The organism is Citrobacter amalonaticus, from assembly GCF_018323885.1.
Lineage (GTDB): Bacteria > Pseudomonadota > Gammaproteobacteria > Enterobacterales > Enterobacteriaceae > Citrobacter_A > Citrobacter_A amalonaticus.
Genome location: NZ_AP024585.1, coordinates 3,428,736 through 3,445,448 on the forward strand (window position 1 = coordinate 3,428,736; position 16,713 = coordinate 3,445,448).

The window sequence follows — 16,713 nt, forward strand, 5'->3', positions numbered from 1 at the left end:
GAAGTTTAAAAATCGAGCAGTTTTTCTTCGAGTTGTTCTGCACTGCTTCGCAGTTTATCGAGAAAACGCAGTTTACGCACGGTATCGGCCGCGGCGTCCCACGTCTCGCTATCCAGTTGTTCCACCATCAACTGATGGCGGCTATCAAACATCTTTTTCACGCGCTGAATAAACTGTTCCAGCCGCGCCTCGTCTTTCGTCTGTTCGATCTCATCGAGTTCTTCACGCAGTTCCAGTTGTTCCATCAGGAACGCGGTATCGCGCACCGTGTGCTGCTCGTTGCTGAGATCAAAACCGTGTAGCGACAGCAGATATTCTGCGCGCATCAGGGGATGGCGCAGCGTTTGCCAGGCCTGGTTGATAGTGGCGGATTGCTGGACGGCAGCAAGCTGTTCCGCCTGGGTACCGCTGGCAAATTTATCAGGGTGATACTGGCGTTGCAGATCCTGAAAACGAAGGCTCAGCGCCTGAATATCGAGCGGATAACGGGCCGGTAAGCCAAAGAGGGTGAAGTAGTCCATAACATTCTCAGGGGTAGCCTGTTAGAACAAACCCCACACGTAGCAAGGCCACGGCGGGGTTTTCGGATGACGCGCGTTACACGTGGAAGCTTTCGCCGCAACCACACTCGTCTTTCACGTTCGGGTTTGTGAACTTGAACCCTTCGTTCAGACCTTCTTTCACGAAGTCTAACTGCGTTCCGTCCAGAAATTGCAGGCTTTTTCCGTCGACCACAACCTTAACGCCTTTGTCTTCAAACACGGTGTCTTCTGCCGCCGGTTCATCAACAAATTCCAGTACATACGCCATACCTGAGCAGCCGGAGGTTCTCACGCCCAGACGCAGGCCAAACCCTTTACCACGGTTCGCCAGGAAGGTATTTACTCGCGCTGCTGCACTGTCGCTAAGTGTAATCGACATAATAAAACCTCAACTCTTCTTATTTTGCTTCACGTTTGCTTTTGTAGTCCGCAATGGCGGCTTTGATCGCGTCTTCTGCCAGAATAGAACAGTGAATTTTCACTGGCGGCAGCTCAAGCTCATCGGCAATATCGGTATTTTTGATCGCCTGTGCTTCGTCCAGTGATTTCCCTTTCACCCATTCGGTAACCAGGGAGCTGGAGGCGATAGCGGAACCGCAGCCGTAAGTCTTGAAACGCGCGTCTTCAATGATACCTTCATTGTTAACTTTGATCTGCAACTTCATCACGTCGCCACAGGCTGGTGCACCCACCATGCCGCTACCCACGTTCTCGTCGCTGTTGTCAAAAGAGCCCACGTTACGTGGATTCTCGTAATGATCGATTACTTTTTCGCTGTAAGCCATGATGAATTCTCCTTATCGATACCGATTAATGATGTGACCATTCGATGCTGTTCAGATCCACGCCCTGCTTGTGCATTTCCCACAGCGGAGAAAGGTCACGCAGACGGCCGATAGATTTACGAACCAGTTCGATGGTGTAATCAATCTCTTCTTCGGTAGTAAAACGACCTAAAGAGAAACGAATAGAGCTATGTGCCAGCTCGTCGGTCATTCCCAGTGCGCGCAGCACGTAGGAAGGCTCGAGGCTCGCAGAGGTACAGGCAGAACCGGAAGAGACCGCGAGGTCTTTCAGCGCCATGATCAGCGACTCGCCTTCAACGTAGTTAAAGCTGACGTTGAGGATGTTTGGTGCGCCCTGCTCAAGGTCACCGTTCAGGTAGACTTCTTCCATATCTTTCACGCCGTTCCACAGACGGTTACGCAGACCGCGCAGACGCGCCATCTCGGTTTCCATCTCTTCTTTCGCGATGCGATAGGCTTCGCCCATACCGACGATCTGGTGGACAGGCAGCGTACCGGAACGCATGCCACGCTCGTGACCGCCGCCGTGCATCTGTGCCTCAATGCGAATACGCGGTTTACGACGAACGTACAGCGCGCCGATCCCTTTCGGGCCATAAATTTTGTGACCGGAGAAGGACATCAGGTCAACTTTCAACTGGCTCAGATCGATAGGCAGTTTGCCCACGCTCTGGGTGGCGTCAACATGATAGATGATGCCGCGAGCACGGCACATTTCGCCGATAGTCGCGATATCCTGTACCACGCCGATTTCGTTATTCACGTGCATGATGGAAACCAGGATGGTGTCGTCACGCATCGCCGCTTCCAGTTCTTTGAGATCGATAATCCCGTTGCTCTGCGGCGCCAGGTAGGTCACTTCAAACCCTTCACGCTCCAACTGACGGCAGGTATCCAGTACCGCTTTGTGCTCGGTTTTACTGGTGATAATGTGCTTGCCTTTTTTCTGATAAAAGTTGGCTGCACCTTTGATCGCCAGGTTGTCGGATTCAGTCGCACCGGAAGTAAAGACGATTTCACGCGGATCGGCACCCACCAGATCGGCAATCTGATTACGGGCGATATCAACCGCCTCTTCAGCCTGCCAGCCGAAACGGTGTGAACGGGAGGCCGGGTTACCAAAGGTTCCGTCCAGTGTCAGGAACTGCATCATTTTCTCGGCAACACGCGGGTCCACCGGCGTGGTTGCGGAGTAGTCGAGATAAATCGGTAATTTCATTGCTCTATAAACTCCGTACATCGCTTCAATGCAAGGAGTCAGGCAACCGGCTGGATGTACGACCGTGTTAACGGAGCGCAAACGCTCCGGCCTGACTCGAAAATCTTCTTATCGTTAACCTAACTGTTTCGCGTTTCAGCAAGGCGGTAAACATGCGAATCCCCGAGAGCTTACAAAAGTAAGCGGGGTGAACATGTGCAGCCAACGCAGATGCAACCCGAAACAGGACGGTTAAATTAAGCGCGTAACTTAACGTCAATCGCGTCTTGTGCACGATTTGTGCGTGGAGCGTCGTGGCTGTGCTGGCGACCAGACACATCCAGGACTTCCTGGTTATTCACCAGTTCACCTAACGTAATGTTGTTGAGGAAACCGGTCAGACGGTCGCTCAGATCGCGCCACAGCGCGTGGGTCAGGCATTTATCGCCGCCCTGACAACCGCCTTTGCCCTGACAACGTGTCGCATCTACCGACTCGTCAACAGCGCTAATCACTTCACCGACTGCAATACTGCCGGCATCTTTACCCAGCAGATAACCACCGCCTGGCCCACGTACGCTGGACACCAGACCATTTTTACGCAAACGGGAGAACAGCTGTTCCAGATAAGAAAGGGAAATTCCCTGACGTTCAGAAATATCAGCCAACGGTACCGGGCCCGCTTCGGAGTTGAGCGCAACGTCCAACATTGCGGTCACGGCATAACGCCCTTTAGATGTCAGTCTCATGTCTTACTTAGCCTCAAACTCGCCCCTGCCCGGGGTTTTTTATTGTAAAATGGGGGTATTGCATAGCAGGGCCAAGTCTGACATTCCCGACTAAATCAGTCAACTATTTACTTGACTGTTTTAGTCAGGTATTTAACCTTCAGTGCCATTTTGCTTTGCCAGCTGGTTTGCACTTACTTGTCTTTATTCTGCTGCTCAATAGAAGCAAGCATTCCACGCAGAATATTCAGCTCCTGGCTCTCCGGACGCGCACGCGTAAACAGACGGCGCAACTTGTTCATCACTTGTCCCGGATGGTTTTCACGGATAAACCCCGTCGACAGCAACGTCTGCTCAAGGTGACCGTAAAACCGCTCCAGATCGTCTACCAGCGGGTACGGTGCTTCTTCATGCACGACCGCGTCAGGATTTTGCTGCGTCGCCAGCCAGGCCATGCGCACTTCATACGCGATGACCTGTACCGCCATTGCCAGGTTCAGCGAACTGTATTCCGGGTTCGCCGCAATCGCGACATGGTAATGGCATTTTTGCAGCTCGTCATTGGTCAGCCCAACGCGTTCACGACCAAACACCAGCGCCACGGGGGTATTTGCCGCTTCCGCTACGCTTTTTAAACCGCATTCGCGCGGGTCAAGCATCGGCCACGGCAGCGTACGCGAACGTGCGCTGGTCCCGACCACCAGGCTACATCCGGCCAGCGCTTCATCGAGGGTATCGACGATCTGCGCGTTGCCGATCACATCACTGGCCCCTGCCGCCAGGGCGATGGCCTGGGAATCAGGTTTCACGAGCGGGTTCACCAGCCACAGGTTGGTTAACCCCATTGTTTTCATGGCGCGGGCAACAGAGCCCATATTGCCGGTGTGAGAGGTTTCCACCAGCACGATTCGAATATTTTGCAGCATTGTCTTTCTTCAGCTAAAGATTATTCAGCCATATTATCATAAATCGAAGACATATTCCGATCTCGCTGCTATACTCTGCGCCGTTTTCCCGTTCTTTAACATCCAGTGAGAGAGACCGATGCATCCGATGCTGACCATCGCCGTGCGCGCAGCGCGCAAGGCGGGTAATGTAATTGCCAAACACTACGAAACGCCTGACTCAGTAGAAACCAGCCAGAAAGGCAGCAATGATTTCGTGACCAACGTCGATAAAGCCGCTGAAGCGATTATTATCGAAACGATCCGCAAATCTTACCCGCAGCACACCATCATCACCGAAGAAAGCGGTGAACATGAAGGTACCGATCAGGATGTTCAATGGGTTATCGATCCACTGGATGGCACCACCAACTTCGTAAAACGTCTGCCGCACTTCGCGGTTTCCATCGCCGTACGTATTAAAGGCCGCACTGAAGTCGCCGTGGTTTACGATCCGATGCGTAATGAACTGTTCACCGCAACTCGCGGTCAGGGCGCACAGCTGAATGGTTACCGTCTGCGCGGCAGCAATGCGCGTGACCTGGACGGCACTATTATCGCGACCGGCTTCCCGTTCAAAGCCAAACAGCACGCCACCTCTTACATGAATATCCTCGGCAAAATGTTTACCGAATGCGCTGACTTCCGTCGCACCGGTTCTGCTGCGCTGGATCTGGCCTATGTTGCCGCTGCGCGCGTTGACGGTTATTTCGAAATTGGTCTGCGTCCGTGGGATTTCGCCGCGGGTGAACTGATCGCCCGTGAAGCTGGCGCTCTGGTCTGCGACTTTACCGGTGGTCACAACTACATGACGACCGGCAACATCGTGGCGGGCAACCCGCGCGTGGTAAAAGCGATGCTGGCGAATATGCGTGACGAACTGAGCGACGCGCTGAAGCGTTAATCTCAGTACTGCCCGGTGGCGCTAACGCCTACCGGGCCTACGCGAACAGTAGGCCAAATAAGCGCTAACGCCATCCGGCAAAATCAAAACGGTCTTAATCCCCTTCCCACTGGCACCGCACTCACCCACATCACTCCTGCTGCCACCACTAATATCGCGCCACCGGCTAACGCCAGCGTTAACCAACCGACCTGCCGCCATAGTACCGGTGCATGATTGCTGCTCAACCTGACTGCCAGCGTACGAAAACTGTGCACCAGCAGCGCCAGAGAGGTAATCGTCAGCGACGTTCCCGCCGCCATTGCCAGCGCCGAGACTATTCCCCAGCCAAAGACGCCGATGACTTTGCTGAACAGCAGTACCATGATCGCCCCGGAACAGGGACGCATCCCCATCGACAGAATAATCATTAGCCGCGCGCGCCAGTCATCATCGTGGTGGATCTGCTCCGGATTCGGCATGTGCTGATGCCCGCAGCCACAGTTTTCATGGTGCACATGGTGTGGCGTGAAGGCGACAAACCTGGGTTTGCGCAGCAGCGCATGCAGTTTCTTCAGCGCCCGCCAGCAGAGCAAAACGCCCAGAATCCCCACCAGCGCATAGCTCCCCTTCTCCAGCCAGAAACCGCTCAGATGTAACTGTCTCGCCGGCAGTTGCAGGATGCTGAGCACGACCACGACCAGCCCGATTGCCACCAGCCCCTGCAATAACGAAGAAGCCAGCGTCAGCCCGATGCTCGACTTAAGCTTTGAAGGATGGGTCGCCAGCCAGGTGGTGATCACGACCTTTCCATGCCCCGGTCCCAGTGCGTGCAGCACACCATATAAAAAGCTAAACAGCAGCAATGACCCACCCGCCTGGGCTGGACTGGCGGCAACGGCCTTCAGCAATACGCTCATCTGCTGATTCACCTCCCGTTGCCAGACAATACTTTTGATCATCACCTGCGGCCAGGCGTACCACAGCCAGACACCACCGATCGCTGCAATCAGCAAAAACAGCGCCAGCGGCCACAGCGACAGCCAACGCCGTGCGCGAATGCGGGTTGTGGATATTACTGACATGAGACCGTCACCGTCTGTGCAAATTGTTTCCCCAGTTCCATATCCTCCGGAGGCGCGTCTTCTTTATCCAGCGACTGGGCAAAGCTGAGCGATTCTTCGCTCGGGGTCGGTGTGTTCACGGCGATTTTACATTGCTCACGCAACGCCGACGATAGCGTTGCATCGTTATCTTCTTCGTAGCTCATATCGACATAATAAGAGGGATCAAAGGTCGAGAAGGTGTAACGCTGCCCGCTCAATGGTTGCGGTTCGGCAAGCGGCAGCACAAAGGTGAGCACGGCCTGATGCTCAACACGCTCCATGCTATATTCCGTGGGGCGGTTCTTAAATTTAACGCGCTGCCCGTTATGCCACATTTCGGTAAAGTAATGTTGTCCCAGCACATTCGCCATCACTTCCGCCGCCAGCTTCTTCCAGATTTCAGAACCCGGTTGAGCGTCGCCCGCATCATAAAGCAGATCGGCAGAGGTCAGTTCATCCATTGTCCAGCGCATCTTCAGCGCCACAAAAGTCCCGTTATCGCCGATCACTTCCGTTTTCAGACGAATAAAACTGTGAGGATGTGCACTCACCGTAGACGTCAAAAATGCGAGTAATACCAGCAAAGCGCCGCGTATCATGAATGGTATCAACTCCCCACAAAAACAGGACGGGCCACGCGAGTCACGATCGTCGTGGCAGGATTGTCCGTGAGAATAACATTGAAATGAGGAATGTTGGGCGCTGATTTCTGGACTCGATTCAGTTCTCAGATTTGCGATTTCGTCGCTGAGGGCGGTGCGCCTGCTGCGGTTATTTTCTGTGTGCAATAGCCAATTTGATAATTAATTGTAAAAATAAATAAGCATTTTTCGATAATTATTAACAATTAAATTAACCAAAAAAGCATTTCAGTCGCTCAAATTAACTATAATTTAACCATAAAACACCCATAAATTAACAAAAATGGGCATTTATCACATTTATGAAACTTGAGATTCATTACCTCTTCCCTTCGTTGATAACCTCCTGTTCGTGACATGCCCCGGTCCCTACAAAAGGTACAACTATGAAATTCAAACTCGCATTACTCAGTGCAACCCTGGTTTCTGCATGCATGTTGTCCGGCCCGTCCTTTGCGGCAGAAAAATATGAAATCGCTGTGGTTGCTAAAGTCACCGGTATTCCGTGGTTTAACCGCATGGAAACCGGCGTGAATGAAGCCGCGAAGAAACTGGATGTGAATGCTTACCAGACTGGCCCTTCCACACCGGATCCGGCTCAGCAGGTAAAAGTGATTGAAGATCTCATTGCCAAGAACGTTAACGCGATCATTGTGGTACCTAATGACGCCAAGGTGCTTGAGCCCGTGCTTAAAAAAGCGCGCGATAAGGGTATTGTCGTCCTGACTCACGAATCGCCAGATCAGCAAATCGGCCAGTGGGATATCGAAACGATCGACAGCGAGAAGTACGCGCAGGCTAACGTTGACGAGCTGGCGAAGGATATGGGCGGTAAAGGCGGCTATGCCATTTACGTCGGCTCGCTGACCGTGCCGTTGCACAACGCCTGGGCCGATTACGCCATCAAGTACCAGAAAGAAAAATACCCGGAGATGTTTGAAGTCACCACTCGTCTGCCGGTGGCTGAGAGCATCGACAAATCCTACTCCACGACGCTGGACCTGATGAAAACCTATCCGCAGATGAAGGGCATCATTGGCTTCGGTTCGCTGGGTCCGATTGGTGCCGGTCAGGCAGTACAGAAAAAACGCGCGAAAGATAAAATTGCCGTGGTGGGGATTGCAATGCCCGCACAGGCAGCGCCTTATCTGATGCGTGGCGACATCAAAAAAGCGATGCTGTGGGATCCAAAAGATGCCGGCTACGCGCTGGTGACCGTGGCAGATCAGTTGCTGCAGGGCAAAGAGGTCACGCCAGATCTGACCATTGAAGGATTAGGGAAAGCCGATGTCGACATGGAGAAGAAAGTGATCCGCTTTAACAAGATCCTCGAAGTCACCAAAGACAACGCGCAATCACTCGGTTTCTAAGGCTCCAGCCACCACCAGGGAAACCTAACGCCGACCGTCTGGTCGGCGCTATCAACAGGCTTAACACTCTGCGCCCGTCAGGGCGCTCGCAGGGGTATTGTCCATGACAGACACCACCGCATTTATCACTCTTGAGAATATCAGCAAGCAATTCCCGGGCGTGCTGGCGCTGGATAATGTGAATCTGACGCTGAAAAAAGGCGAAGTTCACTGTCTGGCAGGACAGAACGGTTGCGGTAAAAGCACCATTATTAAAGTGATTTCCGGAGTCTATCAGCCGGAAAAAGGAGCGCAGATCCTGCTGGATGGCAAACTGTTTCACCAGTTGTCACCACAGCTCTCTTCGCATTACGGCATCCAGGTTATCTATCAGGATTTATCCCTCTTTCCTAACTTCAGCGTGGCGGAGAATATTGCCGTCAACCGCTACCTGCCCGGCGGCGACATTTGGGTGCGGCGCGGTACGATGAAGCAACAGGCGCTGGCGGCAATGAAGCGGATTGGCGTCAGCATCGATCCCGATAAAAAAGTGGAAAAACTCTCCATTGCCGACCGTCAGCTCGTCGCGATTTGTCGCGCCATTGCCGCCGACGCGCGTCTGGTGATTATGGACGAACCCACCGCTTCCCTGACGCGCCAGGAGGTCAACGGCCTCCTGCGCGTGGTCAACGAACTGAAAGCCGACGGGATTTGCGTGGTGTTCGTCAGCCACCGTCTCGATGAGGTGATGGAAGTGGCGGACCGCATCAGCGTAATGCGCGACGGCAAACTGGTGGGGACGTATCCCGCCAGCGAACTCGACAGCCATGAACTGGCATTCCTGATGACCGGTCAACGCTTCCACTACAGTCCGCTGCCGGAAAAACCGCCGGTTGAGCAGGAGCCAATGCTGGAACTGCGCAACCTGAGCCGCAAAGGAAAATATCAGGACATCAACCTGTCGCTGCGCAGCGGTGAGATCGTGTCAATTGTCGGCCTGCTTGGCGCGGGCCGCACCGAGCTCTGTCTGAGTCTGTTTGGCATGACGCATCCGGACAGCGGGGAAATTCGCATTAACGGGAAACCGGTTCAACTGCGCAACAACCATGACGCAATCAGACACGGGATCGGCTATGTCTCAGAAGATCGCCTGACCCAGGGGCTGATCATGGAACAGTCGATCTACGACAACACGATTGTCACGGTCTTTGACAAACTGCATACCCGCAGCGGCCTGCTCGATCACGGTAAAGCCAAAACGCTGGTCGCCGATCTGATCCGTGAACTGAACATTAAAGTTTCCGATCCGCAGTTGCCGGTCAAAACGCTCTCCGGCGGCAACGCCCAGCGTATCGCCATCGCCAAATGGGTGGCGACCCAACCGCATATCCTGATCCTGGACTCCCCAACGGTGGGGGTTGATATCGCCAACAAAGAGGGGATCTACCAGATCGCCCGCAATCTAGCGGAACAAGGCATGGCGGTGCTGATGATTTGCGATGAGATCCCGGAAGCGTATTACAACAGCCACCGCGTACTGGTCATGCGTCGCGGAAAGCTGGTTGCCGAGTTTAATCCGCATCGCTGTCGTGAAGAAGACATTGCAGAGGTGGTCGAGGTCATCCATGAATAACTTTCATCTCTCCCGTTTAATCGGGCACCATGAATTCTGGCTGGGCCTGCTGGTGATTGCGCTTGCCGTTGGGCTGAGCGTCAGCACTGACGAGTTCCTGTCACTCGGTAATCTGACGGACGTCGCCACCAGCTACGCCATTCTCGGTATTCTCGCCTGCGGGCTGTTTGTCGTGCTGATCTCCGGCGGAATCGATATTTCGTTCCCGGCGATGACGGCGATAGCGCAGTACGCGATGGCAAGCTGGGTGATCGCCCACGGCGGCAACTTTCTGCTGGCGCTGACCATCGCCATCGCCGTCGGGTTATTGCTCGGGCTGATTAACGGCTTCCTGGTCTACTGGCTGCGCGTGCCCGCTATCATCATCACCATCGCCACGCTTAACGTCTATTACGGTCTGCTGGTTTACGCCACCAAAGGCACCTGGTTGTACGGCTTCCCGGACTGGTTCATGAACGGTATCAACTGGTTCTCGTTCACCGCGGCAGATGGCTATGACTACGGTATTACCCTGCCGTTACTGTGTCTGGCGGCAGTGATCGTCTTCACCGCTATCCTGATGAACTACACCCGTCTCGGTCGCCAGATTTACGCGATGGGCGGTAACCGTGACGCCGCCTCCCGCCTCGGGCTGAATCTGTTGAAACTGCATTTCTATGTCTACGGCTACATGGGTATTCTGGCCGGCGTCGCCGCCGTCGTGCAGGCGCAGATCACCCAGTCCGTAGCGCCAAACTCGCTGCTCGGCTTTGAGCTGACGGTGCTGGCGGCGGTGGTGCTTGGCGGCACCAGCATGAGCGGCGGTCGGGGCACATTGACCGGAACGCTGCTGGGGGTGATTCTGCTGGCCTTTTTGCAAAACGGTCTGACGCTACTCAGCGTCTCCTCGTACTGGCACACCGTTTTCAGCGGCATCATTATCCTGGTCAGCATCAGCGCCACCGCGTGGAACGAAAAACGCAAACTGGCAAGGGAGCTTTGAGATGAAAGCGTTCGCAAGAGTATTACCCGGTGATGCCATCATCCGCCTACAGTGCGTGATTATTATCGTCGTCGCCGTGGTCTTCTCGGCGCTGTTGGGCACTCGCTTTTTCAGCGTCGCAAACTTCCAGTCCATCGGCTCACAGTTACCGATCCTCGGCATGCTGGCGCTAGGAATGGGGATGACCATGCTGACGGGCGGCATTAACCTGTCGATTATTGCCGGTGCCAACGCCTGTTCGCTGGTGATGGCGGCGGTCATCGTCAGCCATCCGGACAACCCGTTGTTCCTCGCACTGGCGCTGCTGGCCGGTGCAGCGGTCGCCGTGGCGATAGGGACACTGAACGGCGCGCTGATCGCCTGGGTTGGCGTGTCACCGATCCTCGCCACGCTCGGCACCATGACGCTGATCTCCGGGCTGAACATTTTGCTCTCTAACGGCACGGTGATTTCTGGCTTTCCGGCGGCAATTCAGTACCTCGGCAACGCCACCCTCGCAGGTATTCCCGTGGCTCTGCTGCTGTTCATCGTGGTTGCGGTACTGCTGTGGGTATTGCTGGAACACACCACGCTCGGGCGTAGTCTTTATCTGATGGGGTCCAACGAACAGGCGACCCGCTACAGCGGCGTGAATACCGTTCGGGTGCAGATTTCCGTCTACGTCATTTCCGCCCTGCTCGGCTGGGTGGCCGCAATCTTAATGATGGCGAAATTCAACTCGGCGAAGGCCGGATACGGTGAGTCTTATCTGCTGGTCACTATTCTCGCCTCGGTGCTGGGCGGCATCAATCCGGACGGCGGATTTGGCCGTATCATCGGCCTGGTGCTGGCGCTGATTGTGCTGCAAATGCTGGAAAGCGGCTTTAACTTGCTGGGGATCAGTAGCTATCTGACGATGGCGCTTTGGGGCGCGGTACTCATCCTCTTTATCGCATTACAGAATCGTAGAGCCTGATTTCAGGAGAAAAATTATGGCGAGTTACTTTATTGGTGTGGATGTAGGAACCGGCAGCGCTCGCGCAGGGGTGTTTGATCTCAACGGCAGAATGGTCGGCCAGGCCACTCGCGCGATTGAAATTTACCGCCCGCAGGCCGATTTCGTCGAGCAGTCGTCCGATAACATCTGGCAGGCTGTCTGCAACGCGGTTCGTGATGCCATTAATCAGTCCGATATCAACCCCATTCAGGTGAAAGGGTTGGGATTTGACGCCACCTGTTCGCTGGTGGTGCTGGATAAGGAGGGCAAACCGCTGACCATCAGCCCTTCCGGGCGCAGCGAGCAAAACATCATCGTGTGGATGGATCACCGCGCCATCACCCAGGCCGAGCGCATCAACGCGATGCACCATCGGGTGCTGGACTACGTAGGCGGGATCATCTCCCCGGAAATGCAAACGCCGAAACTGCTGTGGCTGAAACAACATATGCCTAACACCTGGGCCAACGCGGGCTACTATTTTGATTTACCCGACTTCCTGACCTGGCGCGCCACCGGCGACGACACGCGTTCACTGTGTTCCACGGTGTGCAAATGGACCTACATGGGCCATGAAGACAAGTGGGATGCCAGCTACTTCCGCGAGATCGGACTGGAAGATCTGCTGGAACACGATGCGGCAAAAATTGGTCGCTATGTGAAAACGATGGGCGAACCGCTTGGTCACGGGCTGACTCAGCGCGCCGCCAGTGAAATGGGGTTGATTCCAGGCACTGCCGTCAGCGTGTCAATCATTGATGCCCATGCGGGTACCCTCGGCACGCTTGGCGCCTGCGGTGTCTCTGGCGAAGTCGCTGACTTTGACCGTCGCGTTGCCCTGATTGGTGGAACCTCTACCGGGCACATGGCGATCTCAAAAGAGCCTCGCTTTATTGGCGGCGTCTGGGGTCCTTACTATTCCGCCGTGTTGCCGGAATACTGGCTCAATGAAGGCGGACAGTCCGCGACCGGCGCGCTGATCGACCACATTATTCAGTCGCACCCTTGTTACGATACGCTGCTGGCGCAAGCCAAAGCGCAGGGGCAAACCATTTATGAAGTGCTGAACGCGCTGCTGCGTAAAATGGCAGGCGAGCCGGAGAATATCGCCTTTCTGACCCGTGATATTCATATTCTGCCCTACTTCCACGGCAACCGTTCGCCGCGCGCCAATCCGACGCTGACCGGGGCGATCAGTGGGCTGAAGCTTTCCCGCACGCCGGAAGACATGGCGCTGCACTATCTGGCAACCATTCAGGCCATCGCGTTGGGTACGCGTCACATCATTGAAACCATGAACCAAAGTGGGTACAGCATCGACACCATCATGGCCAGCGGCGGCGGCACCAAGAACCCTATCTTTGTGCAGGAACATGCCAATGCCACTGGTTGCGCCATGCTGCTGCCGGAAGAGAGCGAAGCGATGCTGCTCGGTGGCGCAATGATGGGCACCATCGCCGCCGGCGTGTTCGAGACCTTCCCGGAAGCAATGTCGGCCATGAGCCGGATAGGTAAAACGGTCACCCCGCAGACCAATCGCATTAAGCAGTATTACGACCGTAAATATCAGGTGTTCCACGAGATGTATCAGGATCACATGAAGTACCGTCAGTTGATGCAGGGGGATGCATGAGTAGCCCATGGCAACAGGCCACCGATACCTGGACCCTCTACAGTGAGGCGCTGGCCGGTCTGGGTCAGCATTTGAGCGAACCGGTCTGGAATGCATTAATGACGGAATTGCGCGAATGTCGGGGGAAAATCGTGGTCACCGGCGTCGGCACCTCTGGCATTGCGGCGCGTAAAATCGCCCACATGCTCTCCTGCGTTGAGCGCCCGGCGATCTACCTCAACGCCACCGATGCCGCGCACGGCGATCTCGGTTTTTTACGCGCTGACGATCGGATGATTTTACTCTCGCGCGGCGGTAACTCTGACGAGCTCACGCGCTTATTGCCAGGCCTTGCGGCGCGCAACGTGCCGATTATCAGCGTTACGGAAAACGCGAATTCCGCCATTGCAAAGGCCGCCCGGCTGGTGATTTCCACCGGCGTCCAGCGCGAGGCGGATCCGCTGAACATGCTGGCGACCACCTCCATCATGCTGGTGATTGCGATCTTTGATGCTGCCTGCGCCTGCCTGATGAGTGAAAGCGGCTATACCAGAGAAACGCTGCTGGCCGTGCATCCGGGTGGGGATGTCGGGTTAACCCTGCGACAGGATCGTTAATCCATTAATAACCTTTCAGCCTCGTCTCCCCTGGCGAGGCTTTTTACTGCACAATCTGAAGATAAAAACGCGGAAAATCCTAATAAAGCGCTGCGTTAAACTCTCTTACGCGGTTGCACACGTGAAAAATTCTGTGACCTCTCCCTGCATTCCTGACGCAAAACATTTCATTCGTAATGGCTATGGAAAAACTTTAGCTATTCTTATCTAACATACCTAAGGGAGATCCGACAGATGATGACAACGCTTGCTCCGCCATCTGTACTTTCTGCTCCCCAGCGCCGTTGCCAGGTTTTGCTGACGCTTTTCCAGCCGGGGCAGATTGCCACCGCGGAAATGTTCAGTGCGCTAAATGGTGTCGATGATACTGTTGCCCGTGAGGATATTGTCGAAACGGGACTGGAGATCCAACGCTATCATCGACTTAGCATTAGCACTGGTCCGAATGGGTGCTACCGGATCGAAGGTACCGCGCTTAACCAACGCCTCTGCCTCTTACACTGGCTCAGACGCGGCCTGCGTTTGTGTCCGGCGTTCATTAATCAACACTTTGCCCCCGCCCTCAAAATTGAGCTAAAACAGCGGGGGATCCTGCGCACGCTGTATGACGATACCAATCTGCATGCGCTGATTAACCTTTGTGCGCGTCGTCTGCAAAAGCCGTTCGAGTGCCGGGACATCCAGTTCCTGCGCCTCTATCTGCAATATTGTCTGTTGCAACATCATGCGGGGATCTCGCCGGAATTCAATCCCGTCCAGCAGCGCTGGGCGCAGTCCTGCGCCGAATACGCGTTAGCGCAGGAGATTGGCCGTCACTGGCAGCGTCGTGTCCGGCAGGATGCGCCATTAACGGAATCGCTGTTTATGGCGCTGCTGTTTTCGATGGTCCGCATCCCGGACCCGATTCGCGATAACCATCAGCAGAACCGGCGGTTGCGTCTGGCGATCGCCCGCTTGATCCTGCGTTTTCGCGAAATGGGCGCGGTGCGTTTTAACGACGAGCAGGGGCTAAACGATCAGCTCTATATCCATCTATCCCAGGCGCTGAACCGCTGCCTGTTTTCGATTGGCATCGATAACACCTTGCCGGAAGAGTTCGCCCGCCTCTATCCGCGTCTGATGCGTACCACCCGCGATGCGTTACGCGGGTTTGAAGAAGAGTATGCCGTTGAGTTTTCTGAAGAAGAGACGGGACTGGTGGCGGTGATTTTTGGCGCATGGCTGATGCAGGATAATGACCTGCATGAGAAACAGGTCGTCTTACTGACCGGTGATAATCCGCAACTGGAGCAGCAGATAGAACAACAACTGCGTGAACTGACGCTACTGCCGCTGAACATCAAGCCATTGCCGATGCGAACTTTCCAGCAGGAAGGCTCACCGCGCGGCGTGGCGCTGATTGTTACCCCTTACGCCACGCTGCTGCCGCTCTTTTCACCCCCGTTGATTCATGCGGATCAGGCGCTAACGCCACATCAGCAGCAGCAGATCCGCAAGATGCTGGAATCAGGATGAAGCGGCCACTTTTGGCCGCAGTACCATAGCCGGCAACGCCACCAGCGCCATCACCCAGAAGACGCCGTTGCCCAGATTCTGGTACAGGAAGCCAGCAAACACGGTCATGATGGCAATGCTGCCGCCCATCGCCACAGCAGAATAGACCGCCTGCAGACGAATGACTTCGCTTCCCTGACGCGCCGCAATATAACGCATCGCCGCCAGGTGGCAGACGGTAAAGGTGCCACAATGGAGGATCTGCACCACAATCAGCCACGGCAGCGCCGTCGTCCAGCCCATCAGTCCCCAGCGAATCACACCACATATGGCGGAAAGCAGTAACAGATCGCGGGCGCTAAAGCGGCGGAACAGCTTATTGCTCAGGGCGAAGATAATCACTTCTGCCACCACGCCGAGCGACCAGAGATAGCCGACCGCCGACGCGGAATACCCCGACCCCTGCCAGTAAATGGCGCTAAAACCATAGTAGGCGGCATGCGCCCCCTGCAACAGACAGACGCAGGCCAGAAAGCGCCAGCTTTGTGTGACCAGCGAACGCCAGGCGGGCCAGCCAGCGCTCTCCTGGTGACGGTTTTCCCCTTTGGGCAACACGCTGGGGCGAATCAGCATTCCCAGCAACATTGAGGCGACACCCAGCGTCAGCAGCGCCAGAATCGCCCGGTAATCAAACAGGCTGACCAGTTTGCCGGTTAGCGCCGAACCAATCACAAACGCGACCGATCCCCACAGACGCACCCGTCCATAATCCATGGTGATCTGCTTTTGCCAGGTATTCGCCAGCGCGTCCGTGAGCGGCACCAGCGGCGAGAAGAAGAGGTTAAAGCCGACCATCACCACCATCAGCCAGGCGACATGGGTTCCGGCCCAGAAGGCCAGCGCAAAGATCAGCGTCAGTAGCGCCAGAATGCGTAACGCGGAGATCAGCCGTGATGGATCGCTGACCCGCGGGGCAATGATCAAACTGCCAAGAAAACGGGCGACCAGACCAGCGCCCAATAAGAGGCCGATCGTCTCCGGCGTGAGGCCAAGCCCTTTAAGCCAGACGCTCCAGAAGGGAAGAAAAATCCCGTAGCTAAAAAAATAGGTGAAGTAACCGAGCGCCAGCCAGCGCGTGGAGTGCAAAGACATGATCCCCTCCCGTGTGGAGGCGATAGTCTGGCGATAAACGCAGGCTGGCG

General features: G+C 55.2%; 17 protein-coding genes. 8 read left to right on the forward strand and 9 right to left on the reverse strand.

The window, feature by feature from the left end:
- Positions 1-5: 5 nt before the first annotated feature.
- The 6 genes from hscB to trmJ form a co-directional block, all read right to left on the reverse strand.
- Positions 6-521: a co-chaperone HscB gene (hscB, locus tag KI228_RS16290; RefSeq protein ID WP_042999820.1), complete on the reverse strand. Its 516-nt coding sequence runs from the start codon at positions 519-521 to the stop codon at positions 6-8.
- Positions 522-597: 76 nt separating this feature from the next.
- Entirely contained in the window at positions 598-921 is a 324-nt protein-coding gene (iscA, locus tag KI228_RS16295; protein ID WP_003037681.1) for an iron-sulfur cluster assembly protein IscA, read from the reverse strand.
- Positions 922-940: 19 nt separating this feature from the next.
- The gene (gene iscU, locus KI228_RS16300; protein ID WP_002913991.1) at positions 941-1,327 is read right to left on the reverse strand and encodes a Fe-S cluster assembly scaffold IscU; all 387 of its coding nucleotides are present in this window, start codon (positions 1,325-1,327) and stop codon (positions 941-943) included.
- 25 nt (positions 1,328-1,352) lie between these two features.
- Positions 1,353-2,567, reverse strand: coding sequence for a cysteine desulfurase (gene iscS / locus KI228_RS16305; protein WP_042999818.1), 1,215 nt, complete (start codon positions 2,565-2,567; stop codon positions 1,353-1,355).
- A 236-nt stretch (positions 2,568-2,803) separates the two neighbouring features.
- Positions 2,804-3,295 carry a Fe-S cluster assembly transcriptional regulator IscR gene (iscR, locus tag KI228_RS16310; protein WP_042317591.1) on the reverse strand — a complete coding sequence of 164 codons (492 nt, stop codon included), beginning with the start codon at positions 3,293-3,295 and terminating at the stop codon, positions 2,804-2,806.
- A 173-nt stretch (positions 3,296-3,468) separates the two neighbouring features.
- The gene (gene trmJ / locus KI228_RS16315; RefSeq protein ID WP_042999817.1) at positions 3,469-4,200 is read right to left on the reverse strand and encodes a tRNA (cytosine(32)/uridine(32)-2'-O)-methyltransferase TrmJ; all 732 of its coding nucleotides are present in this window, start codon (positions 4,198-4,200) and stop codon (positions 3,469-3,471) included.
- 118 nt (positions 4,201-4,318) lie between these two features.
- On the opposite strand from trmJ, the gene suhB reads away from it, so the two are divergent.
- The gene (gene suhB / locus KI228_RS16320; RefSeq protein ID WP_042999816.1) at positions 4,319-5,122 is read left to right on the forward strand and encodes an inositol-1-monophosphatase; all 804 of its coding nucleotides are present in this window, start codon (positions 4,319-4,321) and stop codon (positions 5,120-5,122) included.
- An 83-nt stretch (positions 5,123-5,205) separates the two neighbouring features.
- On the opposite strand, the gene KI228_RS16325 is transcribed toward suhB, so the two are convergent.
- Together KI228_RS16325 and KI228_RS16330 are read right to left on the reverse strand one after the other, a co-directional pair.
- Positions 5,206-6,186, reverse strand: a complete 981-nt coding sequence (locus KI228_RS16325; RefSeq protein ID WP_061069776.1) for a nickel/cobalt transporter — start codon at positions 6,184-6,186, stop codon at positions 5,206-5,208.
- Positions 6,177-6,806, reverse strand: coding sequence for a DUF1007 family protein (locus tag KI228_RS16330; RefSeq protein WP_054176540.1), 630 nt, complete (start codon positions 6,804-6,806; stop codon positions 6,177-6,179). The genes KI228_RS16325 and KI228_RS16330 overlap by 10 nt, the downstream gene beginning before the upstream one ends.
- A gap of 428 nt (positions 6,807-7,234) precedes the next feature.
- On the opposite strand from KI228_RS16330, the gene KI228_RS16335 reads away from it, so the two are divergent.
- The 7 genes from KI228_RS16335 to csiE all read left to right on the forward strand — a co-directional run bounded on the left by KI228_RS16335 (position 7,235) and on the right by csiE (position 15,532).
- Positions 7,235-8,218 carry an autoinducer 2 ABC transporter substrate-binding protein gene (locus tag KI228_RS16335; protein ID WP_042999813.1) on the forward strand — a complete coding sequence of 328 codons (984 nt, stop codon included), beginning with the start codon at positions 7,235-7,237 and terminating at the stop codon, positions 8,216-8,218.
- Positions 8,219-8,321: 103 nt separating this feature from the next.
- Complete coding sequence (locus KI228_RS16340) at positions 8,322-9,830, forward strand: sugar ABC transporter ATP-binding protein (protein ID WP_044264914.1); 1,509 nt, start codon at positions 8,322-8,324, stop codon at positions 9,828-9,830.
- Complete coding sequence (locus tag KI228_RS16345) at positions 9,823-10,812, forward strand: ABC transporter permease (protein WP_044253103.1); 990 nt, start codon at positions 9,823-9,825, stop codon at positions 10,810-10,812. The genes KI228_RS16340 and KI228_RS16345 overlap by 8 nt, the downstream gene beginning before the upstream one ends.
- 1 nt (position 10,813) lies before the next feature.
- On the forward strand, positions 10,814-11,767 hold the full coding sequence (locus tag KI228_RS16350; protein WP_042999810.1) for an ABC transporter permease: 954 nt from the start codon (positions 10,814-10,816) through the stop codon (positions 11,765-11,767).
- A gap of 16 nt (positions 11,768-11,783) precedes the next feature.
- Positions 11,784-13,421 carry an FGGY-family carbohydrate kinase gene (locus tag KI228_RS16355; protein WP_042999809.1) on the forward strand — a complete coding sequence of 546 codons (1,638 nt, stop codon included), beginning with the start codon at positions 11,784-11,786 and terminating at the stop codon, positions 13,419-13,421.
- Positions 13,418-14,017, forward strand: a complete 600-nt coding sequence (locus tag KI228_RS16360; RefSeq protein ID WP_044264916.1) for a KpsF/GutQ family sugar-phosphate isomerase — start codon at positions 13,418-13,420, stop codon at positions 14,015-14,017. The genes KI228_RS16355 and KI228_RS16360 overlap by 4 nt, the downstream gene beginning before the upstream one ends.
- Before the next feature lie 234 nt (positions 14,018-14,251).
- Positions 14,252-15,532 (forward strand): stationary phase inducible protein CsiE, encoded by a 1,281-nt coding sequence (gene csiE, locus KI228_RS16365; protein ID WP_042999807.1) that lies wholly within the window; start codon positions 14,252-14,254, stop codon positions 15,530-15,532.
- On the opposite strand, the gene KI228_RS16370 is transcribed toward csiE, so the two are convergent.
- Complete coding sequence (locus KI228_RS16370; protein WP_061069774.1) at positions 15,524-16,663, reverse strand: 3-phenylpropionate MFS transporter; 1,140 nt, start codon at positions 16,661-16,663, stop codon at positions 15,524-15,526. The two genes, csiE and KI228_RS16370, sit on opposite strands and share 9 nt — an antisense overlap.
- Positions 16,664-16,713 lie beyond the last annotated feature (50 nt).